Below are 24,723 nucleotides of genomic sequence, written 5' to 3' on the forward strand. Positions count from 1 at the left end.
CGTGACCGCACCACGGGATTCCCGGCGGTGTGACCGCATCTGGTCAGATAATCGCGCGCTTCGTCTGCTGCGCCTAAACTCCAACCTCTGTCGTGGTCGTGTAACACCAAAGCGGTGGCCACGGTAGCCTGCGGGGGAAACTGTGACAAACGCCCAAATCTCCCAAACGCGTACGAATGAGGGGCCATGAAAGGACGCGTGCTGGTCGTCGACGACGACGCCGCTCTCGCCGAGATGCTCGGCATCGTCTTGCGCGGGGAGGGCTTTGAGCCGTCGTTCGTGTCCGATGGAGACAAGGCGCTCGACGCCTTCAGGGACACCAGGCCGGACCTCGTCCTGCTCGACCTGATGCTTCCCGGCGCCGACGGCATCGACGTCTGCCGTCGCATCCGTGCCGAGTCCGGGGTCCCGATCGTGATGCTCACTGCCAAGAGCGACACCATCGACGTGGTGCTGGGCCTGGAGTCCGGTGCGGACGACTACATCGTCAAGCCGTTCAAGCCTAAGGAGCTCGTCGCCCGCGTGCGCGCCCGCCTGCGCCGCACCGACGAGCCCACGCCCGAGATCCTGCAGATCGGCGACATCACCATCGATGTGGCCGGTCACTCGGTCAAGCGCGGCGAGGAGACCATCAACCTCACGCCGCTGGAGTTCGACCTGCTGGTCGCGCTGGCCCGCAAGCCCCGCCAGGTCTTCACCCGTGAGGTGCTGCTGGAGCAGGTCTGGGGTTACCGGCACGCTGCGGACACCCGCCTGGTGAACGTGCACGTCCAGCGCCTGCGGGCGAAGATCGAGAAGGACCCCGAGCACCCGGAGATCGTCGTCACCGTCCGGGGCGTGGGCTACAAGGCCGGCCCGGCGTAAGCCGGACGTCAGCGTCATGCCGGTCCCCGCGAGGAAACGCCGTCGCCGGACCCCGGGCCAGATCGCCCGCGGGGTCCGCAGGCGCGCGCGCCGCCTCGCGGGCCGGCTGCGGCACGTCTGGCGGCGCTCGCTCCAGCTCCGCGTCGTCACCAGCACGCTGGTGCTGTCGATGGCCGTGGTGGTCGTCCTCGGCGTCTTCCTGATGCAGTCGATCGTCGCCTCGGTGCTGACCAGCACCGAGGTGTCGGCGGTCGAGGAGTCGCGGGCGAACATCGCGACCGCGAGCGGCTATCTCACGCAGCCCGCGGACTCGACCGACATCACGCAGGACGCCACCGCCCAGGGGCAGACCATGAACCCCGTCGACGCGGCGGCCAGGGCGCTGACCGACCGCTCCGGTGGACGCTACGACGTCGTCATCCTCAACGAGGGCTCGGTCGGCGAGGGCCGGGCGTCCGGGCAGATCGACTGGTCGAGCATCCCGGCCCTGCTGCGCGAGAAGGTCCAGAGCAGCGAGGAGCAGTCGCTCTGGGACCAGACCGTGAAGATCCGGTACATCGGCGCCAAGCAGCCCGAGAGCGCCTGGGTGGTCGGCGGCCGGGTGAACGGCACCTACGAGATCTACCACGTCTTCCCCCTCGGTGAGGAGGAGAAGACGCTGCTCACGGTCCAGCAGATGGTCTTCGGCGCGGGAGCCGCGCTCGTGCTGCTGCTCGCCGGCGTCGCCTCGCTGGTCACCCGGCAGGTGGTCACCCCCGTACGGCTCGCGCGCCAGGCGGCGGAACGGCTCGCCGCCGGCCGGCTGGAGGAGCGGCTCAAGGTGCGCGGGGAGGACGACCTCGCCCGGCTGGCGACCTCGTTCAACGAGATGGCGTCCAACCTCGCCGTGAAGATCCATCAGCTGGAGGAGCTCTCCCAGGTGCAGCGGCAGTTCGTCTCCGACGTCTCGCACGAGCTGCGCACGCCGCTGACGACCGTCCGCATGGCCGCCGACCTGCTCTACGAGGGCCGTGAGGACTTCGACGCCTCCTCCGCGCGGGCCGCCGAGCTCATGCAGAACCAGCTCGAACGCTTCGAGTCGATGCTGGCCGACCTGCTGGAGATCAGCCGCTACGACGCGGGGGCGGCCACCCTCGACCTCGACCCCGTCGACATGCGCGACGTGGTGATGCGGGCGGTGGGCGACTCCGAGACGCTCGCCGAGCGGCAGGCCACCCGCTTCGAGCTGCGCCTGCCCAACGAGCCGTGCATGGCCGAGGTGGACAGCCGCAGGGTCGAGCGGATCCTGCGCAACCTGCTCTTCAACGCCATCGAGCACGGCGAGGGCAAGGACATCGTCGTCACGCTCGGCGCAGACCGCGACGCGGTGGCCGTGGCCGTACGCGACCACGGGGTCGGCCTCAAGGCGGGCGAGGAGACGATGGTGTTCGACCGCTTCTGGCGCGCCGACCCCTCGCGCGCCCGGACCATCGGCGGCACCGGGCTCGGCCTGGCGATCTCGCGGGAGGACGCCATGCTGCACGGCGGCTGGCTCCAGGCGTGGGGCGCGCCGGGGGAGGGCAGCCAGTTCCGCCTGTCGCTGCCGCGCGCGGCGGGGTCTCCGCTGCGCGGGTCGCCGCTGCCGCTCGTGCCGCCGGAGGTCGAGATGCGGCGCACCTGGCGCGGCCACGCCACGCCGGTCCTGACCCCGGCGCCGGTGGAGGCGGCGCCGAGGGCGCGCGAGAACGTGGATGCGGGGGCCTTCGATGCGGAGTGAGCGGCGGAGTGAGCGGCTCGGTGCCCGCCGTCTCACCGCCGCCGCGGGTGCGGCGCTCGTCCTGGTCTCCGGCGGGGCCGGGTGCGCCACGGTGCCCACGAGCGGCAGCCCCCGCGCCGCCCAGGAGGACCACGGCAAGGACACGCTCAGCCAGCCGTACGTGCGGCTCATCGCGACCCCGCCCAAGAAGGGCGCCCCGCCCGAGGACATCGTGAAGGGCTTCCAGGCCGCGATGGCGGCCTTCGACGACCCCGAGCTCGCCGTCGCCCGGGAATACCTCACCCCTGGCGCGGCCAAGCACTGGAACCCGTGGCGGCAGACCCGCATCTACGAGGGCAAGATCGAGTCGGACCGCGCCCAGGATCTTCAGAAGGCCACGCGGACGACGGTGACGCTGAAGGGCGCGGCGGTCGCCACGATCGACGCGGAGGGCAGGTCGACCCCGGCCGCGGGCAACCTCGTCGAGCCGTTCACGCTGGTCAAGCAGAACGGCGAGTGGCGGATCGACGTGCCGCCCGACGCCCGCCTGCTGTCGTACGACGACCTGTGGCGTGCCTACCGGAAGGTCGACCTGTACTACCCGCCCGCCACCGGGGAGATCGGCCTCGTGGCCGACCGGGTGTGGGTGCCGATCGAACCCGGCAGGGGCGTGCCCGAGACGCTGGTCCGCCGCCTGCTCGCCGGGCCGACCTCGTCCATCAGGAACGCGGTGAGCAGCGCGTTCCCGCCGGGCACCGAGCTCAACCGGATCAGCGTCGAGGGGGACACGGTCGTGGTCGACTTCTCCTCGGAACTGGAGACGGTGCCCACCAACCGCCTCGACGCGCTCAAGGCCCAGCTCGTGTGGACGCTCGGTGAACTGGTCACCGGCCGGACCGTCGAGATCCGCATGAACGGCGACTCCGGGATGCGGTTCCGGCCCGCCGACTACGCCCGCTACGACCCGAACGTGCTGACCGGCTCCCTGCAGGCCTACTACATGCAGGGCGGCAGGCTGCTGCAGTTCAAGGAGAAGGGTGACGGCACCCCGGTGCCGGGCGCGGCCGGCGAGCAGGCCGCGAAGTTCTCCCAGCCGGCCGTCTCCAACACCGACGACTTCCCGCCTCTCGTGGCCGCGCTGGTCAACGGCGACGGCGTCTACGCGGCCCCGATGGCCCCCGGCAGCCAGTGGCAGCGGTGGATCGCGGGCGGGGACATGAGCCCGCCCTCCTGGGACCGCTACGGGGCCGTCTGGTCGGCCGAGAGGGTGAACCCGCACGAGAGCCGGATCTGGACGGCCGAGAACGGCCGGGCCCGCCGTGTGGAGATCGACGACGAGCTGTCGTACGGGCGGATCCTGGAGCTGCGGGTCGCCCGTGACGGGGCCAGGGTCGCCGTGATCATCGATGACGGCCTCGGCACCTCCGTGAAGATCGGCACGATCGTCCGCAACGGCCAGCAGACGCGGATCGAGTCCGTGCGGACGCTCATCGAGCCGCGCGACGCGCGCAAGATCAAGGACATCGCCTGGCAGGACGCCGCCGATCTGCTCGTGCTGTCCGAAGGCAGCAGCGGCCAGGAGCTCGCCACCTGGTCGGTGATGGAGGGGGTCGTCCCCAACGACGGCCCCATCAAGCTCGACTCGAAGATCAAGTCGATCGCCGCGGTCCCCGACCACGTCCTCGCGGCGGCCGACGAGGGCCAGGTGCTCGCCTACAGCGCGGACAAGCACGCCTGGACCCCGCGCGCCGACGACGGCTCCAGCAACCCCGTCTATCCCCTCGGCTGAGCCCGCCGGAGGGCGCAGTGAACTGTCGGTGACGGACGGCATGCTGAGGGCGTGCCTCCCGCCCTGCTCGATCTGATCCTCCCGCCCCGCTGCGCCGGCTGTGGCGCCCCGGGCGCCCCGGCCTGCCCGTCCTGCAGGGCCGAGTTGCTGCGGGAGCCGGCTCCCCGGCCGCCGGACCCGCCGCCTCCGGGCCTGCCGGACTGCTGGTCGGCCACCGCCTACGACGGCGCGGCCCGCCGGATGATCCTCGCCTGCAAGGAACGCGGCAGAACGGCTCTGGTGCCGGTCCTGGCGGCCGCCGTGAGCGCATGCGTGGCCGCGTGGGCGGCGGGTGGGGAAGACCGCCGCGAGGTGTGGCTGGTGCCGGTTCCGAGCGCACGGGCCGCCTCCCGCCGCCGGGGGCACGACCCCGTCCGGGCCGTCGCCGCGGCGGCGGCCCGCGAGCTGTGCAGGCGAGGCCGGCCCGCCGTCCTCGCACCCCTGCTGCGGCAGGGCCGCCGCGTGGCCGACCAGGCGGGGCTGGGATCGGCGGAGCGGGCCGTCAACCTGTCCGGGGCGTTTGAGACCGTGCCGGGGCGGGTGGCGCGGCCACGGCCCTGTGGCCGCGGTCCGGGGGGTGTCGCCGTGGTCCTGGTGGACGACATCGTCACGACGGGGACGACGCTGGCGGAGGCGGCCAGGGCGCTGCGCGCCGCGGGCGCGGAGCCGTCCGCGGCGGTGACCATCGCTGCGACACGCCGGAGATGTCGGATTGGAGATTATCACGGACAGTAAAGACTTTGGTAAGGGCAGGGCGTGCCGCCGAGGGGCGACCGCACGCCGATTTCGCGGCGACTTGCCAGCTCAATGCAGGTGTGGGCGTCGTGGTTGCGGGGATTCCCAGAACATGACCACGAATTTTCCGACGGCCAGACGGCAACCCGTATCACGCAAAGTGATCGTTTAGCCGATCTCCTGGCTGACATTCGAGACGGTAGCGACTAGCGTTCAGGCATGGCACCCGTCCGGGTCCGTGGTTGCGCCGGGCCGACCCCCTCGTGGGGTCCGGCCTGGCTAGCCGATGCCAGCCGCAGGCGAAACGGCCCACGTAAGGCGACTCTTGGTCGACCGATCACGGTGCGGCTTAGAGGTAAGTCCTGCCCTCCCGGGGGTCCAGATGTCCCCCGTAAGAGGAGAAGGGCAGTAGTGGCGAGTGAGCCGCGAACCCCTCAGCAGGCGGATGTGGGGACGAAGACCAGGTCGGCCGGACGGGTGCCCAGGAGCGCGTGCGCGACCGTCGATGTGCGAAGGGGGGCTTTGCGTGGAAATCATCGTCAAGGGACGGCACACCACTGTGGGTGACCGGTTCCGCGATCAAGTGACGTCCAAGCTGGCCAGGATCCAGAAGCTCAACAACAAGCTCATCCAGATCGACGTAGAGGTCTCGAAGGAACCCAACCATCGGCAGAGCGGGCAACGTGAACGGGTGGAGCTGACGATCCATTCACGGGGCCCCGCCATCCGCGCGGAGGCCTGCGCGGACGACCGGTTCTCGGCGCTGGACATCGCCATCGGCAAGCTGGAGGAGCGGCTGAGGCGACTCGCCGACCGCCGCAAGATCCATCACGGCAAGAACTGCCCTCCCTCGACGGCGGAGCTCACCGCGGTGGCCGAAAGCGCGCAGGGGGTGGTCGAGACCGTCCGGGAAGAGCCGGAGCCGGTCGCGGAGATCCCGGCGGAGAGCGCCGGGGGGCGGATCGAGAGTTCCGACCCCTTCGTGCCCATCGAGATGGACGGCGAAGGACCGCTGATCGTACGCGAGAAGTTCCACAAGTCCGACCCCATCACGATCGACCAGGCGCTCCTGGAAATGGAGCTCGTGGGTCACGACTTCTACCTCTTCCGCGACAAGGAAGGGGGCCAGCCGAGCGTCGTCTACCGGCGCCGCGGCTACGACTACGGAGTCCTCAGGCTCGTGGAGAGCTAGCACCTCGCCCACGAGCGTGGGCCGGACCTCGCCCAGCGGGGCCCGGCCCACGCTCGTATGATTTCTGAGGTCAGGTTACTCGTCGGGGTTCTTCACACATTCCGTGTCACCGAAGATATTGATTCCGACGGGTGACTCTCCCACTCCGGCGCTGATGCCGCCCACACCTGCGCGTTCGGCGCCGGCTACGCGAGTACGGCTGTAGTTGACGGTCCAGCCGCGTTGCCGCAGCACCGTGAGGACTTTTTGGAACACATCGTCCGGATTGAGGTGCTTGTCGGCTGCGTCGCTGTGGACATTGATGGCGCTTTTGACGCTGGTGTGTTCGGTGCCGACTGGCCCACCGCAGGGTGAGTCCTTCACCTGTACGACGACGAGAGGGTCGGCGTCAGGGAAGACTGCCTGGATGATGGCCTTGGCCTCGGCGATGAAGACCTGCCGAGACTTCTCAGGGGTCATTTTCATCTCCGGTTCACTTGTGCAGGCGCTCACGAACGCAGACGAGGTCAACACTGCGGCAAGGAGGCGAAGCCTGAGCGGAAAGGTCATCTCTGGTCGAGTCCGGCTTCCGTGAGGGATCTGCCGACGATCTGTGCGACGTCCTGCGGGGCGAAGTAGCCGCCGAGGCCGGAGTCGGCGAGCGTCTTCGTTGTCAGGGCCGTGAGCGTGGGTAGGTCGGTGCTGCCGTTCATCACCCCTGTGATGATCGGTTCGAAGGCCGTGGCGAGTTCGCCCACCTTCCATTGCGGCACCCTGCTCTGGAGTTCCTTGACCAGGACCCGCACGTTGGCGGCGCCGAACTGCTCGTCATCCAGCTTTGGCGACCCCATGAAGGTCTGTACACACCCGTCGCCGGTGAGGATGGTCTGTAGATTGTCCAAGCCCGCGTTCTTCGGTGTGTAGTACTCGGAGTGGCCGGACGACCGGCCGGTGGCCAGTCGTCGGATGCCGGCCATCTCCGCGGGATCCCTGCCGTGTGCTTCCGTGTAGGAGACCCAGTCGCCCGGGGCACGCATGGCGAACACCTGGGTGCCGGACCCCAGCTTGAGATCGGCCGCGCTCTTGATGGTGGGGCCGAGTCCGGGGCTCCCCATGAACACGACCGAGTCGAACGGGGTCCCCTCCTGGAGAGCCTTGCTGGACAGCAGCGTGCCGTAGCTATGGGCGAACAGCGCGAACTTCGCCCCCCTGGCCGCCTCCAGCCCCGCGCGGAACGAATGAAGAGCTGGAGCCCCTGCTTCGGCCTTGGCGGGCAGCACCGAGTCGCCGAACTCGGGTGTGTCATATCCGAGCCAGGTGATTACGGCGCTCTCCGGAAGTTCCCTACCAGAGGCGCGATCCTTCAAGAGAGCCACCGCATCGTTCGCGATGCTGTCGTAGTTGTCGAGCCGGTTGGTGATGCCCGGCACCATGACGGCGACGTGTTTGGCCGTGGCGAGGTCGCCGAAGACCTCCGCGACGCGGCCGTCGCCAGCCGGATCGAACAGCAGGAACTGGCGCGGGACGGACCGGCCGTCGCCGGTCACCCGCGGCTGGAGGAATTCCGTCATGCGGGCCACCCGCTTCTCCAGGAGTGTCGCCTGGGGATTTTTGGGGTCGGTGGCCTTCAACGCGGCCAGGTCCTTCTGTTCATGAGCGACGGCGCGCTCGATCAGGAGCCGGTTGGCGGCGTAGCGCACTGTGGCCGGAGCGCCGTCCAGTCGCCCGACAACGTCGGGCTGTTCGATGGCGAGCGAGGCTCGTTCGGCCGCGGTCAGTTTTTCGAAGAATTTCCGGATCGCCGCTGTGCGTTGTTCCGGACGGGCTGTCGCACCGCGAGCGATGACTGATTTTAAGTCTTTTGTGAGCCGTGTTCTATCCTCGCCGGAAACTGTGCCGAGCGCGGTGCTGAGGCCGAATGCCGACAACGCGCCGAATGGGTCTCCACCCTTTTCCGCGGCGCGGACGATTGCGGCTCGGTTGCCCAGTTCTGTGGCGGTATCCCTGGCCCACCGCAGCATGGCCGCCAGGGGGGTGGCCTGGGCCTGCCCCACAAGCCGGCATGCCCGTGCGTAGTACTGCTCCGCCAGTTGTCGTTTGTCGGTGAGTAGCTTGGCCAGTCGTTCCAGATCGTCGGCGTCGACCACCCGTTCCGGCTCCACGGGAATAGAACCTAGCCCGTCTTTACACAATGTGGAAGTATTCTCACACCGCCCGACTCGATCGGATGGAATAACGGGGATGTCTCTGCATGATGATTTGAGCCGGTTGGCGCATGAACATGAGGACTTGGCCGAGGCGATTGAGGAAGTGCTTCAGCCGGTCAGCGCCCTGATGGACCGGATGCACTGGAAGGGCCCGCATCGGGACCGGGTTCAGGCCGAGCTGGGGGCGATGGGGCGCGGCACCGGGACGGTCAGCGGCAGCCTGCGAGAACGGGCCGTGCTCCTCAGGGGTGCGGCGGCGGCCGTCCCCAGAACGCTCACGCCGGGGATCCCGCAGCCGCCGTCTCCGGAGGATCTGCTGAGACGGGTCCTCCGTCAGATGAGCCCGGTGGGTCCCGTTGTCTCGGACGTGCTCTCCCGGTACGGCGTCCTGTGACGGGCCGGGCCGTACGAGGCTGGGCACAGGCCTGCGGCATCGAAGCGGAGCGCGTGAACGGGGGGGTGCGGGCACCTATCGTGAGGATGAAGGGCGCGTCCGAATCAGGTGTCGTTCGCCCAGGTATGTCCTGGTGCCGGGGGTAGTAACGCCTCAATGAAGATCCGCACCGGTTCCGGAACCGTGTCATGATGGCGATCAGCGCGCTAACCGCCACGGTTCGCCGGGCGGAGCGACAGCGTCCTTGGCCCCCGCAAGGAGGTTCCGTGACCCGACCCGACGAGGCCGCCCGAGCAGCCGGTCGAAGCGAGCCGATCCGTGTGCTGATCGTCGACGATCACGCACTGATCCGCCGCAGCCTGGAGCTCGCGCTGGCCGCGGAGGCGGACATCGAGGTGGTAGGCGAGGCGAGCGACGGCCGGGAGGCCGTCGAGCTCGCGGACCGGCTGATGCCGGACGTGGTCCTGATGGACGTCCGCATGCCGAAGCTGGACGGGATCGGAGCGACTCGGAAGATCAAGGAGTCGGTGCCGAGCACCCGGATCATCATGCTCACCGTCAGCGACGAGGAGGAGGACCTCTTCGAGGCGATCAAGGCCGGTGCGACCGGTTACCTGCTCAAGGACGTCCAGATCGACGAGGTGCCCGACGCGGTGCGCGGCGTCCACGAGGGCCAGTCGCTCATCAACCCCGCCATGGCGGCCAAGCTCATCAGCGAGTTCGCGAACATGAGCCGCAAGGAGGCCGAGCGGCCCCCCCAGCTCCCGGTCCCCCGCCTGACCGAGCGGGAGATGGAGGTCCTGCGCCTCGTCGCGAAGGGCATGAACAACCGCGAGATCGCCAAGGACCTGTTCATCTCCGAGAACACGGTGAAGAACCACGTCCGCAACATCCTGGAGAAGCTCCAGCTCCACTCCCGCATGGAGGCCGTGGTCTACGCCGTGCGCGAGCGGCTGCTGGAGATCACCTGATCACTTGATCACCTGGTCGGGCGGCGAGGGCCGCGGGCCACCGCGGCGCGCAGCGGGGCCTCCAGGTCCGGTGCGCCGACCCGCTCCACCCGCACGTCGGTGCAGCCGACCCAGCTCGCGGCCTCCCACAGGGCGTCGCTCATCGCCTCCACGGCCCTGGCCCGGCCGCCGCCCGGCTCGAAACCGACCTGCCGGGCGACCAGCGTGGCGCCCTCGCGGGCCGGGTCGACCCTGCCGATGATCCGCCCGCCCGCGAGCACCGGCATCGCGAAGTAGCCGTGCACCCGCTTGTCCTTCGGGACGTAGGCCTCCAGGCGGTGGTTGAGGCCGAACACGCGCTCGGCCCGCGCCCGCTCCCATACGAGCGAGTCGAACGGCGACAGCGGCGTCGTGCGGTGCCGCCCGCGCGGCTCGCTGTCCAGCGCGCCGGGGTCCGCCCAGGCGTTCGGAGTCTCCGGGCCCGGCGCCCCGCGCCGAGCGGGCCAGCCCGACACGCGTACGGGCACGAGGCCGGCGGCGCCGCTCAGCAGCGCCTCGTCGAGCATGGCGGCGTGCCTGCCCTTGACGCGGGTGAAGTCGACCAGGTCGGCCCTGGTCGCCACGCCGAGCGACCGCCCGGCGATCGTGGTCAGCCGGGTCACGCACTCGTCGTCGGACAGGTCCTGGGCGAGCAGGTCCGCCGGGACCGCGCGCTCGGCGAGCTCGTAGACGCGCCGCCAGCCGACGCGGCGGGTGCAGACGACCTCACCGATGTCGAGCAGGAACTCGATCGCGATCTTGGTGTCCGACCAGTCCCACCACGGGCCTCCATTCTTGGCCCCGCCGATGTCGGCCGTGGTGAGCGGGCCGTCCGAGCGCACCTGCTCCAGGACCTTGTCGACCACCGGCGGCACCTCGTGCCAGCGGTAGCGCCGCTCGCGGTAGGCGCGGCGGCGGAAGGCGTACAGCGGCCACTGCTCGATGGGCAGGACGCAGGCGGCGTGGCACCAGTACTCGAAGGCACGGGCGGGGGCGTCCCAGTAGGCCCCCTCGACCGCGGAGCGGCCGACCGGCCCGAGGCGCGCGTACGCGACGAGCTCGTGGGAGCGGGCGAGGACGGAGATGGTGTCGAGCTGGACGGCGCCGACACGCCGCAGCATGGCGGGAACGCCACCGCCGCGGGCGGGGGCGCCGAGGAAGCCCTGCGCCCGGAGGATGATCCTGCGGGCCTCGTCGGCGGTGAGGTCGGCGGTCAGGCCGGCGCTGAGGTCGGTCACAGCCGTAGATGCTAGACGCCGTGACCGACAAAACGCTTACGACGGTTCGGGCACGGGCCCGGGACCCCTCAGGAGGTGATGGACCGGTGCTCGAACGGCGAGTGGTGCTCCTGGACCGAGATGTCCCGGGGCGCGTCCACGATCACGTCGGAGAAGATGTCGAACGCGAGTGCGAGCAGCCCGCCGACCGCGCAGATGCCCACGCCGATCCAGACGAACAGCCAGTTCGGGCCGAGAGTCAGCGACACACCCCCGATCGTGAAGCCGATGAGGATGATGATGACGGCGAGCCAAGATTTGGCGCTTCCCGCGTGGCTGCCCTGGTGTCCGCTCTGTGCCATACCCCGTTTTCTACCTGATGGCGGAGGTGGTCGGAACATCGGGGGATCCTTGGGGGCGGTTTCCCCCTTATGAGTTACACGATTGTGCCGCGGCGCTCCGTCGATTGCAGGTGGGTGTGTCTGGTACGGGAACCGCCTACGATAGCTAGCGGGGAAGTTTGTCTCGTCCTCACACCGGGCGATCAACCGGGGTAGACCTGCGAGGAGCTTTACTAAAAGTGCCAGCCATTCTCGACAAGATCCTTCGCGCCGGCGAAGGCAAGACTCTGCGGAAGCTCAAGCGCATCGCCGAGCAGGTCAACTCCATCGAAGAGGACTTCAAGAGCCTGTCCGACGCCGAGCTCCGCGCGCTGACCGCCGAGTACAGGCAGCGTCACACCGAGGGCGAGACCCTCGACGACCTGCTGCCGGAGGCCTTCGCGACCGTCCGCGAGGCCGCCCGCCGGGTCCTCGGGCAGCGTCACTTCGACGTGCAGCTCATGGGCGGCGCCAACCTGCACTTGGGCAACATCTCCGAGATGCGGACCGGTGAGGGCAAGACGCTCACCTGTACGCTTCCCGCCTATCTCAACGCGATCTCGGGCAAGGGCGTCCACGTCGTCACGGTCAACGACTACCTGGCCAAGCGCGACGCCGAGACCATGGGCCGCGTTCACCGCTTCCTCGGCCTGGAGGTCGGGGTCATCCTGGCCAACATGCCGCCGGAGGAGCGCCGCAAGCAGTACAACGCCGACATCACGTACGGCACGAACAACGAGTTCGGCTTCGACTACCTCCGCGACAACATGGCGTGGTCGATCGAGGAGTGCGTCCAGCGCGGCCACAACTTCGCCATCGTGGACGAGGTCGACTCGATCCTGATCGACGAGGCCAGGACGCCGCTCATCATCTCCGGCCCGGGCGAGCAGTCGGGCAAGTGGTACCAGGAGTTCGCCAAGATCGTGCCCCGGCTGCGGCGCGGCACCGAGGGCAAGGACGGCGAGGAGAGCACCGGGGACTACGTCGTCGACGAGAAGAAGCGCACCGTCGGCATCCTCGAGGCGGGCGTGGAGAGGGTCGAGGACTGGCTCGGCATCGACAACCTCTACAAGCCCGAGCACACCCACCTCGTGCAGTTCCTCAACAACGCCCTCAAGGCCAAGGAACTGTTCAAGAAGGACAAGGACTACATCGTCGTCGACGGTGAGGTCCTGATCGTCGACGAGTTCACCGGGCGCGTCCTGCACGGCCGTCGTTACAACGAGGGCATGCACCAGGCCATCGAGGCCAAGGAAAACGTGAAGATCAAGGACGAGAACCAGACTCTCGCCACGATCACGCTGCAGAACTACTTCCGCCTCTACGACAAGCTCGCCGGCATGACCGGTACGGCCGCCACCGAGGCCAACGAGTTCCACCAGACGTACAAGCTGGGCGTCGTCCCGATCCCGACCAACCGGCCGATGGTCCGCAAGGACCAGGCCGACGTGGTCTACAAGACCGAGGACGCCAAGTTCCAGGCGTGCGTCGAGGACATCAAGGAACGCTACGAGAACGGCCAGCCGGTCCTCGTCGGCACCACCAGCGTCGAGAAGTCCGAGAAGCTGTCGCGGATGCTCAAGCGCCGGGGCGTGCAGCACGAGGTGCTGAACGCCAAGAACCACGCCCGTGAGGCCACGATCATCGCCGAGGCGGGCCGCAAGGGCGCGGTCACCGTGGCGACCAACATGGCCGGTCGAGGCACCGACATCATGCTCGGCGGCAACCCCGAGTTCCGCGCCGACCTGGAGCTTCAGCAGCGCGGCCTGTCGCCGTCCGAGACTCCGGAGGAGTACGAGAAGGCCTGGCCCGAGGCGCTGGAGAAGGCCAAGGAGGCCGTCAAGGCCGAGCACGAGGAGGTCACCGAGCTCGGCGGGCTCTACGTGCTGGGCACCGAGCGGCACGAGTCGCGGCGCATCGACAACCAGCTCCGCGGCCGTTCCGGCCGTCAGGGCGACCCCGGTGAGTCGCGCTTCTACCTCTCGCTCGAGGACGACCTCATGCGGCTGTTCAACTCGGCCAGGGTCGAGATGATCATGACGCGGCTGAACATCCCGGACGACGTGCCGATCGAGTCGGGCATGGTCTCCAAGGCGATCGCCTCCGCGCAGCACCAGGTCGAGCAGCAGAACTTCGAGATTCGCAAGAACGTCCTGAAGTACGACGAGGTGATGAACCGCCAGCGCACGGTGATCTACGCCGAGCGGCTGCGGGTGCTGGAGGGCGCCGACCTGCACGAGCAGGTCCGCGGCTTCGTCACCGACGTCATCGACGACTACGTCAAGGGCGCCACCGCCGAGGGCTTCGCCGAGGAATGGGACCTCGAGAAGCTGTGGAAGGCGTTCGGCCAGCTCTACCCGATCTCCTTCACCGTCGACGAGCTCATCCAGCAGGTCGGCGGCGACCGGGAGGAGCTGACGGCGGAGCTCATCGCCGAGAAGGTCAAGGAGGACGCGTTCGCGGCCTACGGCCGCCGCGAGGAGCAGCTCGGCTCCGAGGCGGTGCGCGAGCTGGAGCGCCGGGTCATCCTCTCGGTGCTCGACCGCAAGTGGCGCGAGCACCTCTACGAGATGGACTACCTCCAGGAGGGCATCGGCATGCGCGCCTATGCCCAGAAGGACCCGCTGATCGAGTATCAGCGCGAGGGCTTCGAGATGTTCACCGCGATGCTCGACGGCATCAAGGAGGAGTCGGTCGGCTACCTGTTCAACCTTGAGGTCGAGGTGCAGGCCAACCCGATCGTCGAGGAGAACGCCGAGGACGACGCGACGCTCTCCGAGACCGGCTCGATCATCGCGAGGGCGCTGCGGCAGCCGTCGCGGCCGACCGAGATGGTCTACACCGCGCCGGGCGAGAGCGGCGACGTGGAGGTCAGCCGGGTGCGGTCGACCCCCGAGCAGCGCGCCGCGTACGGCGACGTCGAGCGCAACGCGCCCTGCCCGTGCGGCTCGGGCAAGAAGTACAAGCGCTGCCACGGCGACCCGCGCAACCAGCAGGCGTGAGATGACCTGAGAAGAACCCCGCCGGGCGATGCCCCGGCGGGGTTCTTCGCGTCCAAGGCCTCCGGTCACGCGGTCTCGAAGTCGGTGACCAGCCACTGCACGCCCTGCCGCTCCAGCCGTACGGCGAGCACGCGGCTGCGCGGCCCGCAGTGGACGAGCAGGCACATCTCGATCACCCCGTCGCGGGGCCGTTGCACGTGGGGGAGGCCCGTCAGGGGCGGCCGCTCGGTGTCGATCATCTTCCCGGCCCGGACCAGTTCGCGGTAGGCCCGCTCGGTCAGCCGGTCCTGGACGGTCTCGGGTGGCCTGCGGCCCGCCAGGATCTCCGCGAGCGCCTGGCCGAGCCCCCGCAGGCGGCGCTCGTCCATGGGCGTGGCCGCCCGGCGGGGAATGGGAGCCAGAGCGAGCGCGCCGTACGTGCCGGGCCGCGTGACATGGCCGCCGCCGTCACGCTCGTCGTAGGGAGGGTCGGCCGGGGGGACGGACGCGAGCCGGGGCAGGGGGACGGGCTTGGGCATCGGGGACTCCGCTCTCGTGCGCCGTGAACCTGACGCCTAATAGAGATTGCGGTCATCCGCTCTGATACGGGGATACGCCAACTTTGCCGAGTCGCGCGCCTTTGTGCCGGCCTTCGTCCAGGAAGATCCCTCCGGGTTGGCGCGGCCGCCTCGGATTTGAGCACGGGTCGATCGGCGATTAGCGGCATCCGCAATGGCGGGAAACACAACAGGGGCGCCCGGGATCACCGGGCGCCCCTGCTCCCTGAGAGGGGAACCTGACGCGTCAGGCGCGAGCGCGCGCCGTGTCGGCGCTCTCCCCGGAGTCCACGTCGGGCTCGGGTTCGCGACCGGGCGTCATGATGTTCAGCTTCTTGATGAGGAAGCTGAAGATCACGTAGTAGAGGACGAAGTACACGACGCCGATCAGCATGATCAGCCAGAAGTTGTGCGTGTTGTCCTTCGTCGCGTTCAGGGCGGCGTCGATCGCGCCGGCGGAGAACCCGAAGCCGAGCCGTCCGTCGAGGGCCGCGACCACGGCCATCGAGACGCCGGTGAGCAGTGCATGTGCCGCGAACAGGACGGGGGCCACGAAGATGAACGCGAACTCGATCGGCTCGGTGATGCCGGTGACGAACGAGATCAGGGCCGTGGAGATCATGATGCTGCCGATGGCGGCGCGGCGGTTCGGCGGTGCGGCCCGCCACATGGCGATCGCGGCGGCCGGCAGGCCGAACATCATGACCGGGAAGAAGCCCGCCATGAACGCGCCGGCGCCGTCCTGCCCGGCGAAGTAGCAGTTCAGGTCGCCCGCGGCGTGCGTGGCGCCGACGGTGCACTCCGGCACGGTGAACCAGACGATCGAGTTGACGAAGTGGTGCAGGCCGAAGGGGATGAGACCGCGGTTGACGATGCCGTAGATGCCGGCGCCGATCGTGGAGTTGCCGGCGAGCCAGTCGCCGAAGCTGGTCAGACCCTGCCCGATCGGCTGCCAGACCAGGCCGAAGACGACGCCGAGGACGAGCCCGGCCAGCGCGGTCAGGATCGGGACGAAGCGGCGGCCGCCGAAGAAGGCCAGATAGGCCGGCAGCTTCGTCCGGTAGTACCGCTGCCACAGGATCGCCGCGACGAGGCCCATGAGGATGCCGCCGAGCACTCCGGTCGGGTTGGCCGCCGCGAGGTTGAGCGCCTCCGCCGGCTTGCCGTCCGCCCCCACGATGGACTGCGCCACCTTCTGGTGCACCGCCGCGTCCGCGGAGGCGTCGAAGAACATCAGGTGGGTGACCCGGTCCCAGACGAGGTAACCGACCACGGCCGCCAGGGCGGTCGAGCCGTCGGCCCGCCGGGCGAAACCGACCGCGACGCCCACCGCGAACAGCAGCGGCAGCGCGTCGAACAGGGCGCCGCCCGCGCCGCCGACGACCTGTGCGATCTTGTCGAGCGTCGCGTTGTCCGTACGGCCGAGGAGGTCGTCCTGACCGATCCGGAGAAGAAGGGCCGCGGCGGGCAGCGCCGCGATCGGAAGCATCAGAGAACGGCCGATGCGGGACAGCGCGGTCATCACCGCGTTCTGACTGGGAGGCGCTGCGGGCAGGCCCGCGTCGGCGGAGGTGGAACTCATCGGGTGTTCCTCCAGGATGGGGGGACTACTAGAGGCGTCTGGCCGGGGCTCCGAGGAGCGTCCGGAGCTGGTAGCGGTCGGCGCGATAGGTGGAGACGCCGAGTTCGGCGCACACCCCGCCGGCGAAGGACCGGCGCTGCAGCAGCAGCACGGCCCCGCCCCGGGGCAGTTTGAGCAGGTCGGCGTCGCTCGGATCGGCGAGGCCGCCGTCGATGGTCAGCTCCCCGGCGTCCATGACGAGTCCGTAACGCGACTCGAGCAGGGCGTACAGGGATCGTCCGGTCAGGTCGTAGGCATCGAGATCGGGTGCGAGCGCGACCGGGATGTGGGCGCGCTCGATGCTCAGCGGTTCCCCGTCCGCCGTGCGCAGCCGCTCGATGAAGTGGACGGCGTCTCCCGGCTGGATGCCGAGCTGCCGCGCGAGGTGCGCACTGGCCCGGACCACCCGCCGGTCCAGGTCGCGGGAGCCCGGCTCCATGCCGCGCGCCCGCATGTCGTCGGTGAAGGAGGTGAGCTGGAGTGCCAGCTCGATCTTCGGGCGGGCCACGAACGTTCCCTTGCCCGGGACCCGGTGTAGCCGGCCCTCGGACACCAGGTGGTCGACGGCCTGCCGTACCGTCATACGAGACAGGTCGAAACGCTGGCTCAGGTCGCGTTCGGAGGGGATCGCCGCGCCGATCGGCAGCTCGTTGCTCTCGACGAGGTCGAGCAGGATCTCCCGTAGCTGGAAATACTTGGGCACCGGGCTGTCCGGATCGATCTGGGCCACTGATCCCCCCTCTCACTCTGAATCGTCCGAATAAGTTAAGGTTCTTACTGGTCTAGTCCGGACTAGACCACAGCTGAGAAATATGTGTCAATGTATGGGTCGGCGACGGATCGATAACGGACAAATCTCGCCAAGCAGAGGATGATCATCGATGACGACCAGGATGCGCGGTGAGATCGCCGAGCAGCCCGCGGCGATTCAGGCGACGCTGGACGCCCTCCTTCCGAGGACCGGCGACGTCGAGGCGGTCGCGCGGGGCACCCGCCACCTGCTGTTCGTCGCCCGCGGGACCTCGGACAACGCGGCGGTCTACGGCCGTTACCTGATCGAGGCGCGGGCGGGCCGGATGGCCGCGATGGGCGCCCCCTCGGTCGCCACCACCTACCGCCGCAGGCTCGACCTCGACGGGGTGCTGGCCGTGGGCCTGTCCCAGTCCGGCCGTACGGAGGAGATCGTCGAGACTCTCCAGTGGGCGAAGGACTGCGGCGCGAAGACCGTCGCGATCACCAACGGCGGCGAGGAGTCGCCGCTGGCCCAGGCCGCCGACCTCGCGCTGTGCACGCTCGCCGGCGAGGAGAAGGCGGTCCCGGCCACGAAGACCTACACGACCCAGCTCGCCGCGCTGGCCGTGCTCGCGATCGGCCTCGGCGCCGACGTGGACCCCGATGACCTGCGCCGGGTGCCGGACGCGGTGGACAAGCTGATCTCCGACCCCGGCGACCTGGACGCCGTGGTCGAGGGCCTGGCCGACAAGCCGGGCGTCGTCGTGTCCGGCCGCGGCCTGGCGTTCTCGACCGCGCTGGAGCTGGCGCTCAAGCTCAAGGAGGCGTGCTACCTGCACGCCATGGGCCTGTCGTACGCCGACCTGCTGCACGGCCCGATCGCGGTCGTGGACGCCGAGACCCCGGCGATCCTGGTGGCGGCGGGGCAGGGCCCGACGCTGGCGGGTACGGTCGCGCTGGCCGAGCGGGTCACCGGTGCGGGCGCCGCCGCCTTCGGCGTCGGGGGCGGCGGGCGGCTCGCCGCCGCCTCGACCGCCGCCCTGAACGGTCCGGACCTGCCCGAGTGGGTGGCTCCGCTGGGACTCATCGTCCCCGGGCAGTTGCTCACCGAGGCGCTCGCGCGCAGGCTCGGTATCGACCCCGATTCCCCCCGCGGTCTGAAGAAGGTCACGCAGACCGACTGACGACAGACCGGCCGAACAACAGGAGGACCCTCATGGCTGCAGACGCCGAGGCGATCATCGCCGGGCTCGGTGGCGCCGACAACATCGTCGAAGTGGAGCCGTGCATCACGCGGCTGCGCACCGAGGTGCACGACGCCTCGAAGGTGAACCAGGCCGCGCTCAAGGCGGCCGGCGCCCACGGAGTGATGGCGGCGGGCAACGTCGTCCAGGTCGTGGTGGGCCCCGAGGCCGACACCATCGCCAGCGACATCGAGGACATCATCGGCTGAACCCGGGAGATCGTCGCGGGTCCGCAGGTTGTGGGCGGACCTGTGGCGACGCCTGCCCGGATTCCAGAGAAGGGCTCTTCATTGACGACTGTTCTCGCCCCGGTCGCGGGGGCGGCCATCGGCCTGGCCGCCGTGCCGGACCCGGTGTTCTCGCAGGCGATGGTCGGCCCGGGAACCGCGATCGACCCCCTCCGGCAGCCCGTCGAGGCCCTGGCCCCGATCAGCGGCACGATCGTGAAGCTGCACCCGCACGCGTACGTCGTGGTGGGGGACGACGGCAGGGGTGTGCTGGTGCATCTCGGCATCGACACCGTGCAACTCAAGGGCGAGGGCTTCCGCCTGCTCGCGTCGGAGGGGGATCGCGTCGGCGTCGGGCAGCCCGTCGTGGCCTGGGACCCCGCGGCGGTCGAGGCCGGTGGGCGCTCGCCGGTCTGCCCGGTGGTGGCGCTCGACGCGGTGGCGGACTCGGTCGGCGAGGTCGCCGAGGGCCGGGTGAACGCGGGTGACCCGCTCTTCGAGTGGTCGTGATGCTCAGGTGATGGAGGCCGCGCTCTTCGATCTCGACGGCACCCTGGTCAACACCGAGCTCCGCAGCCGCGCCCTGTGGCGGATGTTCCTGGACGACCGCGGCATCACCTGCGACGAGACGCTGTTGCGGCGCGTCATGGGCCGCCGCGGGGTGGACGTCGTCCCCGAGGTGCTGCCCGGCATGGATCCCGAGGTCGCGATGGAGGAGATCCGCTCCTACTACGACCATCCGGACCTGCCCGGCATCGTGCCGGTCCCGGGGGCGGCGGAGCTGGTGTCCCGGGTCGCGGCGCACGGGGCTCCGCTGGCCCTGGTCACCTCCGCCCAGCGGTGGTGGGCGGTGGAGCGGCTCACCGAGATCGGCGTCCTGGAGGTGGTGCGGACCATCGTCTCCGCCGAGGACGTGACCGTGGGGAAGCCGGATCCGTCCGGCTACCTCCTGGCGGCCGGCCTGCTCGACGTGGATCCGGCCACGTGTGTGGTGTTCGAGGACTCGCTCGCCGGGATAGCGGCGGCACGCGCCGCGGGTATGGCCTGCGTCGCGGTGGCCACCACCCATCATCCGGATGAACTGTCACACGCAGATCTGGTAATACCCGATATGTCGGGTATTGACTGGCCTTTGACCGAACTACCGGCGGTCTAGACCACCGCTGCAGGAGGAGGAAACGTGGCCCAGCGCACAGTCAGCGTCACGTCCGAGGTCGGGCTGCACGCCCGCCCGGCGGCGACGTTCGTGCAGACCGCGGCGAAGGCGCCCTATGACGTCACCGTCGCGAAGGCGGGCGGCTCGCCGGTGAGCGCGAAGAGCATCCTGTCGGTGCTGGCGCTCGACGTGCGGCAGGGGGAGTCGATCGTCATCAGCGCGGAGGGCGACGGCGCCGAAGAGCTGCTCGACGAGCTCGCCCAGATCGCCGCCGCGGCCTCCTGACGCCAGTGGACGAACAGCGGAAGACGGCGATGACGCCGGGGGACGAGAACGGCACGCGGTCGTCGGCAGGCACGGGGTCGGCCGGCACGTCGCTGGCCGGCACCTCGCTGGCCGGCACCTCGCTGGCCGGCACGGGGGTCAGCCCCGGCGCCGGGTACGGCCCGGCCCATGTGCTCGCGGGGGAGATCCCCGAGCCCGACAAGGAGGCGCGCCACGACGGCGACGCCGCCGCCGAGCGGGCCCGCGCCGAGCGGGCGGTCGAGGAGGTGGCCGCCGACCTGGAGGCGCGGGGCGCCAGGGCGGGCGGCGAGGCCCAGGAGGTGCTCGGCGCGCAGGCGTTGATGGCCCGCGACCCGAGCCTGGCCGCGGAGGTCGGCGAGCTCATCGAGCGTGGCGTTGCCGCCCCGCGCGCCGTCTTCGACGCCTTCGGCAAGTATCGGGACCTGCTCGCGGCGGCCGGCGGCTACCTGGCCGAGCGCGTGACCGACCTCGACGACATCCGCGACCGGGTGATCGCCGTGCTCACCGGCCTGCCCATGCCCGGCGTGCCGGCCAGAGCCGACGAGCCGTTCGTGCTGGTCGCCAAGGACCTCGCCCCCGCCGACACCGCGCTGCTGTCGAAGGACGTGGTCGCCGCGTTCGTCACCGAGCAGGGCGGGCCGACCAGCCACACGGCGATCCTCGCCCGCTCGATGGGCGTGCCCGCCGTCGTCGGCTGCGCCGGCGCGACGGCGATCCCCCCCGGCACGTCCGTGCTGGTCGACGGCGCGTCCGGGCAGGTGCTGCTCGCGCCGGACCCGGCCCGCGTGGCCGCGGCCCGCGCCGCCGAGGAGGCGCGGCGGGCGGTGCTGTCGGCGGCCACCGGTCCCGGCGCGACCGCGGACGGGCACCCCGTCCCGTTGCTCGCCAACATCGGAGGCCCCCGCGATCTGGACAGCGCGCTGGCCAACGGCGCCGAGGGTGTCGGCCTCTACCGCACCGAGTTCCTCTTCCTCGACCGCGAGACCGCACCGTCGGCGAGCGAGCAGGAGCAGGCCTATCGGGCGGTGTTCGAGGCGTTCCCGCAGGGCCGCGTGGTGGTGCGCACGCTCGACTCCGGCGCCGACAAGCCGCTGGCGTTCCTGCCGCCGCCGGAGGAGGAGCCGAACCCGGCGCTCGGGGAGCGCGGCCTGCGCATGTTCCGCAGGTATCCGGAGATCATGACCGCCCAGCTCGGCGCGCTGGCCCGGGCCGCGGCGGGCGTCTCGGCCGAGGTCCAGGTCATGGCGCCGATGGTGGCCACCGCCGAGGAGGCCGAGTGGTTCGCCGACGCCTGCCGTACGGCGGGGCTCGACGGCGCGGGCATCATGATCGAGGTGCCGTCGGCGGCGCTGCGGGCGGCGGACCTCATCCGGGTCGCCGGCTTCTTCTCGATCGGGACCAACGACCTCACGCAGTACGCGCTCGCGGCCGACCGCCAGGTCAGCGCCGTCGCCGGGCTGCAGGACCCGTGGCATCCGGCCGTGCTCGACCTGATCGCGACGGCGGCCTCGGCCGCCTCCGCCGCGGGCAAGGGCTGCGGGGTCTGCGGCGAGGCCGCGGCCGATCCGGTGCTCGCCTGCGTGCTCGTCGGCATGGGGATCACCTCGCTGTCCATGGGCGCGCCCGCACTGCCCTGGGTGCGCGCCGCCCTGTCGCGGCACACGCTCGCGCAGTGCCGCGACGCCGCCGCCGCGGCGCGCTCGGTCACGTCGGCGCGGGCGGCCAAGGCCGCCGCGCACGCCGAGCTGCCCGGCCTGGAGGCACTCGCGCTCTGACCGCCGCAGCAGGTCGCGACCGGGTTCCGGGCCCGGTCACGGCCGGGCACGGATACGGTAAACAACGTGCCACGAATCAGCCACGGTGTCGTCATGATCGCCGCCCTCCTCGCGACCGGATGCTCGTCCGGCATCGGCGCCGCGAGTTCGGCGCCCTCGCCGCGCGCGTCCGCCGTGTCTCCGGTGGCGTCCCGGCCGTCCCCGTCGCCGTCCTTGTCGCCCTCGGCCCGCCCCTCGGGGAGCCTGGCCGAGCGGACGCTCGCGGCGATGAGCCTGCGGGACAAGGTGGCGCAGCTGTTCACCATCGTGGTGTGGGGCCAGAAGGTCGGGGCGGCGAGCAAGGAGAACGAGGCGCGGTACGGCGTGGCGACGCCGGCGCAGGTGGTGGAGAAGTTCCGCCCCGGCGGGGTCATCCTTTTCGACTGGGCGGGCAACGTCTCCGGCGCGAGCCAGGTGGCCGCGCTCACCACCGGCCTGCGCGAGGCGGCGGCCCGGTCCGGCGAGGCGCCGCTCCTGATCGGCGTGGATCAGGAGAACGGCCTCGTCTCCCGGCTCAAGTCTCTCGTCACCAAATTCCCCGGCGCGTCGGAGATCGGCGAGACCGGCAGGACGGCGAATGCGCGCGACGTCGCCAGGGCGACCGGTGAGGAGCTGCGCGACCTCGGCATCTCGCTCGACTTCGCGCCGGTCGCCGACGTCAACATCAACCCGCGCAATCCCGTGATCGGGCCCCGCGCGTACGGCTCCGACCCGGGGAAGGTGGCCGCGATGGTCGGGGCGGCCGTCGACGGCTTCCACGCGGCGGGCGTGGCCTCCGTCGCCAAGCACTTCCCCGGCCACGGGGACACCTCGGTCGACAGCCACACGGGCCTGCCGGTCATCACGCACTCGAAGACGCAGTGGCGGAAGCTGGACGCGCCGCCGTTCCGCGCGGCGATCGCGCACGACGTGGACGCGATCATGTCGGCGCACGTGGTGATGCCGAAGCTCGACCCCTCGGGCGACCCCGCGACGCTGTCCCACCGCATCCTCACCGGCCTGCTCCGCGAGGAACTCGGCTTCGACGGCGTGATCAGCACCGACGCGCTCGACATGGCCGGGGTGCGGAAGAAGTACGGCGACGCCGAGGTCGCCGTGCGTGCCGTGCTCGCCGGGGCCGACATGCTCCTCATGCCGCCGAACCTGCCCAAGGCGTACGACGCCGTCCTCGGCGCGGTGAAGTCGGGCCGGATCTCCGAGCGCAGGATCGACGAGTCGGTGCTGCGGATCCTGCGGCTGAAGGACAAGCGCGGCGTCTTCGGCCCGATCCGCACCGACCCCGGTGCGCTGAGGTCCGCCGCGCACCGCAAGGTCGCGGAGCGCGTCTTCGCCGCCGTCAGGTGATTCCGGGCGCGTCTCCTTCGGACTCGTCCTGCTCTGCCTCCTGGGCGTAGTCGAAGTACACCGTGATCGACGGCCAGTCGGACCCGTCGTCGGTGACCTCGTTGTGCATGATCAGGTCGTACACCTCGACCTGGCCCAGTTCCTCGATCGTGGTCGCGATCCGGCGGAGCAGCGCAGGCACGCTGTCCTGTCCGATCCCTTCCGGATTGTTCTGGGTGAAGTGGTACATCTGGCTCGAAATTGGCTTGGTCATACAAGTCCCTACAGGAAACGCCTTTTCTTCTTGCCCTGGGTGTTCTGATTCTGCTGGGCCTGCTGCTGGCCCTGCTGCTGGTTCGCTTCGCCCTGGCCGGATTGGGTGCCGCGCTTTTGCGCGTTGCGTTCGCCGTCGAGCTTCTCGCCGGTCTTCACCTTCTGCTCGGCCGCTCTGGCGGCCTTCCTGTCGTACGGCTGACCGGCCTTCTTCGCGTCCAGCGCCGCCTGCTCCGCGGAGGACAGCTCGGGGCCGCTCTGCCGTGAATAGGGCTTGCGGCTCCTGCCCATGTCGAGCTTGAGGCCGCCGCGGGGCCCAGCCGCCCCTGCCGTCCGCACCGGCGCGCCCCTCAGGGGAACGTGGGGGCCGCCCGCCCCCGCCAGGGACGGGCCGCCCCCGAAGGGGCCGCGGGTGTTCTTCAGGATGCGTTCCAGCGGCTCGGTGATGTGCCGCGTGACGGCCGGGGCCAGAACCCGGGCGCCGCCCTCCTCGGCCTCCTTGAGGATCTTCCGCATGGCGTACCGGGTGGCGAGAAGCCCCGCCGTCGCCGAGGCCGCGGCGAGCGGGCCGCCCGCGACCAGGGTCGAGGCCAGCCTGGTCGCGCCCGCGACGGCCTGCGTGATGATGGCCACCTTCGTGGCGGTCACCGCGGTGGCGGTGCCTTCGAGCACCGCCGGCGCGTACGCGGCGGCCCGGACGGCCGTGCGGAGGTGTTCCGCGGTGCCGGCCGTGTTCCAGTTGGTGCGCATCGCGTCGGCGGACACGCCCTGGTACACGCCCGGCAGTCGCCTGACCTCGCCCTCCGCGCCGCTTCCCCCGGAGGCGGCGCCGGCCTGCACGACCTGCCACGGGCGGACCTCCGCGCGGATGTCGGCCTCGTCGATCTTCGGGAAGTTCACCAGGCTCGCGATCGGCTGCGCCCAGTCCGGCGGCATCAGGCCCATGCCACCTCCTCGCCTTCGGCTCGG

At 70.3% G+C, this 24,723-nt stretch carries 24 protein-coding genes; 15 read left to right on the plus strand and 9 right to left on the minus strand.

Annotated elements, in window-relative coordinates:
* The first annotated feature begins 186 nt into the window (after positions 1-186).
* From mtrA to hpf, 5 genes are all read left to right on the plus strand, one after another.
* On the plus strand, positions 187-864 hold the full coding sequence (mtrA, locus tag ACGFIB_RS16290) for an MtrAB system response regulator MtrA (RefSeq protein ID WP_030509347.1): 678 nt from the start codon (positions 187-189) through the stop codon (positions 862-864).
* A 16-nt stretch (positions 865-880) separates the two neighbouring features.
* On the plus strand, positions 881-2,620 hold the full coding sequence (gene mtrB / locus ACGFIB_RS16295) for an MtrAB system histidine kinase MtrB (RefSeq protein WP_142569525.1): 1,740 nt from the start codon (positions 881-883) through the stop codon (positions 2,618-2,620).
* Positions 2,610-4,388, plus strand: coding sequence for an LpqB family beta-propeller domain-containing protein (locus tag ACGFIB_RS16300; protein ID WP_357239314.1), 1,779 nt, complete (start codon positions 2,610-2,612; stop codon positions 4,386-4,388). The genes mtrB and ACGFIB_RS16300 overlap by 11 nt, the downstream gene beginning before the upstream one ends.
* A 51-nt stretch (positions 4,389-4,439) precedes the next feature.
* Positions 4,440-5,162 (plus strand): ComF family protein, encoded by a 723-nt coding sequence (locus ACGFIB_RS16305; protein WP_393372377.1) that lies wholly within the window; start codon positions 4,440-4,442, stop codon positions 5,160-5,162.
* A gap of 526 nt (positions 5,163-5,688) precedes the next feature.
* Positions 5,689-6,354: a ribosome hibernation-promoting factor, HPF/YfiA family gene (hpf, locus tag ACGFIB_RS16310; RefSeq protein WP_357239320.1), complete on the plus strand. Its 666-nt coding sequence runs from the start codon at positions 5,689-5,691 to the stop codon at positions 6,352-6,354.
* Between the two features lie 75 nt (positions 6,355-6,429).
* Here hpf and ACGFIB_RS16315 read toward each other — a convergent pair whose 3' ends face one another.
* On the minus strand, positions 6,430-6,813 hold the full coding sequence (locus ACGFIB_RS16315) for a hypothetical protein (protein WP_357239323.1): 384 nt from the start codon (positions 6,811-6,813) through the stop codon (positions 6,430-6,432).
* Positions 6,814-6,899: 86 nt separating this feature from the next.
* A complete protein-coding gene (locus ACGFIB_RS16320; protein ID WP_393372381.1) occupies positions 6,900-8,495 on the minus strand; it encodes an alpha/beta hydrolase in 1,596 nt (531 codons plus the stop codon).
* Positions 8,496-8,622: 127 nt separating this feature from the next.
* Between ACGFIB_RS16320 and ACGFIB_RS16325 the strand changes: the two genes are divergently transcribed.
* Both ACGFIB_RS16325 and ACGFIB_RS16330 read left to right on the plus strand, forming a co-directional pair.
* Positions 8,623-8,934: a hypothetical protein gene (locus ACGFIB_RS16325; protein WP_393372384.1), complete on the plus strand. Its 312-nt coding sequence runs from the start codon at positions 8,623-8,625 to the stop codon at positions 8,932-8,934.
* 266 nt (positions 8,935-9,200) lie between these two features.
* On the plus strand, positions 9,201-9,905 hold the full coding sequence (locus ACGFIB_RS16330) for a response regulator (protein ID WP_229689545.1): 705 nt from the start codon (positions 9,201-9,203) through the stop codon (positions 9,903-9,905).
* Between the two features lie 8 nt (positions 9,906-9,913).
* Here ACGFIB_RS16330 and ACGFIB_RS16335 read toward each other — a convergent pair whose 3' ends face one another.
* Together ACGFIB_RS16335 and ACGFIB_RS16340 are read right to left on the minus strand one after the other, a co-directional pair.
* Positions 9,914-11,161 (minus strand): winged helix-turn-helix domain-containing protein, encoded by a 1,248-nt coding sequence (locus ACGFIB_RS16335; RefSeq protein WP_393372387.1) that lies wholly within the window; start codon positions 11,159-11,161, stop codon positions 9,914-9,916.
* A gap of 68 nt (positions 11,162-11,229) precedes the next feature.
* Positions 11,230-11,502, minus strand: coding sequence for an HGxxPAAW family protein (locus ACGFIB_RS16340; protein WP_142569540.1), 273 nt, complete (start codon positions 11,500-11,502; stop codon positions 11,230-11,232).
* Positions 11,503-11,720: 218 nt separating this feature from the next.
* Between ACGFIB_RS16340 and secA the strand changes: the two genes are divergently transcribed.
* Positions 11,721-14,522, plus strand: a complete 2,802-nt coding sequence (secA, locus tag ACGFIB_RS16345) for a preprotein translocase subunit SecA (RefSeq protein ID WP_142569542.1) — start codon at positions 11,721-11,723, stop codon at positions 14,520-14,522.
* Positions 14,523-14,587: 65 nt separating this feature from the next.
* Here secA and ACGFIB_RS16350 read toward each other — a convergent pair whose 3' ends face one another.
* The 3 genes from ACGFIB_RS16350 to ACGFIB_RS16360 all read right to left on the minus strand — a co-directional run bounded on the left by ACGFIB_RS16350 (position 14,588) and on the right by ACGFIB_RS16360 (position 17,409).
* Positions 14,588-15,040, minus strand: coding sequence for an Rv3235 family protein (locus tag ACGFIB_RS16350; RefSeq protein WP_142569544.1), 453 nt, complete (start codon positions 15,038-15,040; stop codon positions 14,588-14,590).
* A 265-nt stretch (positions 15,041-15,305) separates the two neighbouring features.
* Positions 15,306-16,640, minus strand: a complete 1,335-nt coding sequence (locus ACGFIB_RS16355; protein ID WP_142569545.1) for a PTS transporter subunit EIIC — start codon at positions 16,638-16,640, stop codon at positions 15,306-15,308.
* 28 nt (positions 16,641-16,668) lie between these two features.
* A complete protein-coding gene (locus ACGFIB_RS16360; protein ID WP_030509333.1) occupies positions 16,669-17,409 on the minus strand; it encodes a GntR family transcriptional regulator in 741 nt (246 codons plus the stop codon).
* A 151-nt stretch (positions 17,410-17,560) separates the two neighbouring features.
* On the opposite strand from ACGFIB_RS16360, the gene ACGFIB_RS16365 reads away from it, so the two are divergent.
* The 7 genes from ACGFIB_RS16365 (at position 17,561) to ACGFIB_RS16395 (ending at position 23,502) form a co-directional block, all read left to right on the plus strand.
* Positions 17,561-18,595 (plus strand): SIS domain-containing protein, encoded by a 1,035-nt coding sequence (locus ACGFIB_RS16365; protein WP_357239335.1) that lies wholly within the window; start codon positions 17,561-17,563, stop codon positions 18,593-18,595.
* Between the two features lie 32 nt (positions 18,596-18,627).
* Positions 18,628-18,864: a glucose PTS transporter subunit EIIB gene (locus ACGFIB_RS16370; protein WP_142569549.1), complete on the plus strand. Its 237-nt coding sequence runs from the start codon at positions 18,628-18,630 to the stop codon at positions 18,862-18,864.
* Between the two features lie 81 nt (positions 18,865-18,945).
* Positions 18,946-19,392, plus strand: a complete 447-nt coding sequence (locus tag ACGFIB_RS16375; RefSeq protein WP_191051743.1) for a PTS sugar transporter subunit IIA — start codon at positions 18,946-18,948, stop codon at positions 19,390-19,392.
* Positions 19,393-19,402: 10 nt separating this feature from the next.
* Complete coding sequence (locus ACGFIB_RS16380) at positions 19,403-20,038, plus strand: HAD family hydrolase (protein ID WP_393372393.1); 636 nt, start codon at positions 19,403-19,405, stop codon at positions 20,036-20,038.
* Positions 20,039-20,062: 24 nt separating this feature from the next.
* Entirely contained in the window at positions 20,063-20,323 is a 261-nt protein-coding gene (locus tag ACGFIB_RS16385; RefSeq protein WP_191051745.1) for an HPr family phosphocarrier protein, read from the plus strand.
* 5 nt (positions 20,324-20,328) lie between these two features.
* On the plus strand, positions 20,329-22,119 hold the full coding sequence (gene ptsP, locus ACGFIB_RS16390) for a phosphoenolpyruvate--protein phosphotransferase (protein WP_393372396.1): 1,791 nt from the start codon (positions 20,329-20,331) through the stop codon (positions 22,117-22,119).
* 66 nt (positions 22,120-22,185) lie between these two features.
* Positions 22,186-23,502, plus strand: coding sequence for a glycoside hydrolase family 3 protein (locus tag ACGFIB_RS16395; protein ID WP_393372399.1), 1,317 nt, complete (start codon positions 22,186-22,188; stop codon positions 23,500-23,502).
* Here ACGFIB_RS16395 and ACGFIB_RS16400 read toward each other — a convergent pair.
* The gene (locus ACGFIB_RS16400) at positions 23,495-23,755 is read right to left on the minus strand and encodes a hypothetical protein (RefSeq protein ID WP_357239350.1); all 261 of its coding nucleotides are present in this window, start codon (positions 23,753-23,755) and stop codon (positions 23,495-23,497) included. The genes ACGFIB_RS16395 and ACGFIB_RS16400 overlap by 8 nt on opposite strands.
* 8 nt (positions 23,756-23,763) lie before the next feature.
* On the minus strand, positions 23,764-24,699 hold the full coding sequence (locus ACGFIB_RS16405) for a hypothetical protein (protein ID WP_393372402.1): 936 nt from the start codon (positions 24,697-24,699) through the stop codon (positions 23,764-23,766).
* Between the last annotated feature and the right edge of the window lie 24 nt (positions 24,700-24,723).

The sequence above is a fragment of the Microbispora bryophytorum genome (genome assembly GCF_043197435.1).
GTDB lineage: Bacteria > Actinomycetota > Actinomycetes > Streptosporangiales > Streptosporangiaceae > Microbispora > Microbispora bryophytorum.

Excerpts from the sequence above, each read along its gene's own strand:
- mtrB (WP_142569525.1), top strand. The coding sequence starts at position 881 with ATGCCGGTCCCCGCGAGGAAACGCCGTCGCCGGACCCCGGGCCAGATC.
- ACGFIB_RS16300 (WP_357239314.1), top strand. The coding sequence starts at position 2,610 with ATGCGGAGTGAGCGGCGGAGTGAGCGGCTCGGTGCCCGCCGTCTCACC.
- ACGFIB_RS16355 (WP_142569545.1), bottom strand. The coding sequence starts at position 16,640 with ATGAGTTCCACCTCCGCCGACGCGGGCCTGCCCGCAGCGCCTCCCAGT.
- ACGFIB_RS16380 (WP_393372393.1), top strand. The coding sequence starts at position 19,403 with ATGGAGGCCGCGCTCTTCGATCTCGACGGCACCCTGGTCAACACCGAG.
- ACGFIB_RS16365 (WP_357239335.1), top strand. The coding sequence starts at position 17,561 with ATGACGACCAGGATGCGCGGTGAGATCGCCGAGCAGCCCGCGGCGATT.
- ACGFIB_RS16405 (WP_393372402.1), bottom strand. The coding sequence starts at position 24,699 with ATGGGCCTGATGCCGCCGGACTGGGCGCAGCCGATCGCGAGCCTGGTG.
- ACGFIB_RS16370 (WP_142569549.1), top strand. The coding sequence starts at position 18,628 with ATGGCTGCAGACGCCGAGGCGATCATCGCCGGGCTCGGTGGCGCCGAC.
- ACGFIB_RS16400 (WP_357239350.1), bottom strand. The coding sequence starts at position 23,755 with ATGACCAAGCCAATTTCGAGCCAGATGTACCACTTCACCCAGAACAAT.
- ACGFIB_RS16340 (WP_142569540.1), bottom strand. The coding sequence starts at position 11,502 with ATGGCACAGAGCGGACACCAGGGCAGCCACGCGGGAAGCGCCAAATCT.
- ACGFIB_RS16315 (WP_357239323.1), bottom strand. The coding sequence starts at position 6,813 with ATGACCCCTGAGAAGTCTCGGCAGGTCTTCATCGCCGAGGCCAAGGCC.
- ACGFIB_RS16350 (WP_142569544.1), bottom strand. The coding sequence starts at position 15,040 with ATGCCCAAGCCCGTCCCCCTGCCCCGGCTCGCGTCCGTCCCCCCGGCC.
- mtrA (WP_030509347.1), top strand. The coding sequence starts at position 187 with ATGAAAGGACGCGTGCTGGTCGTCGACGACGACGCCGCTCTCGCCGAG.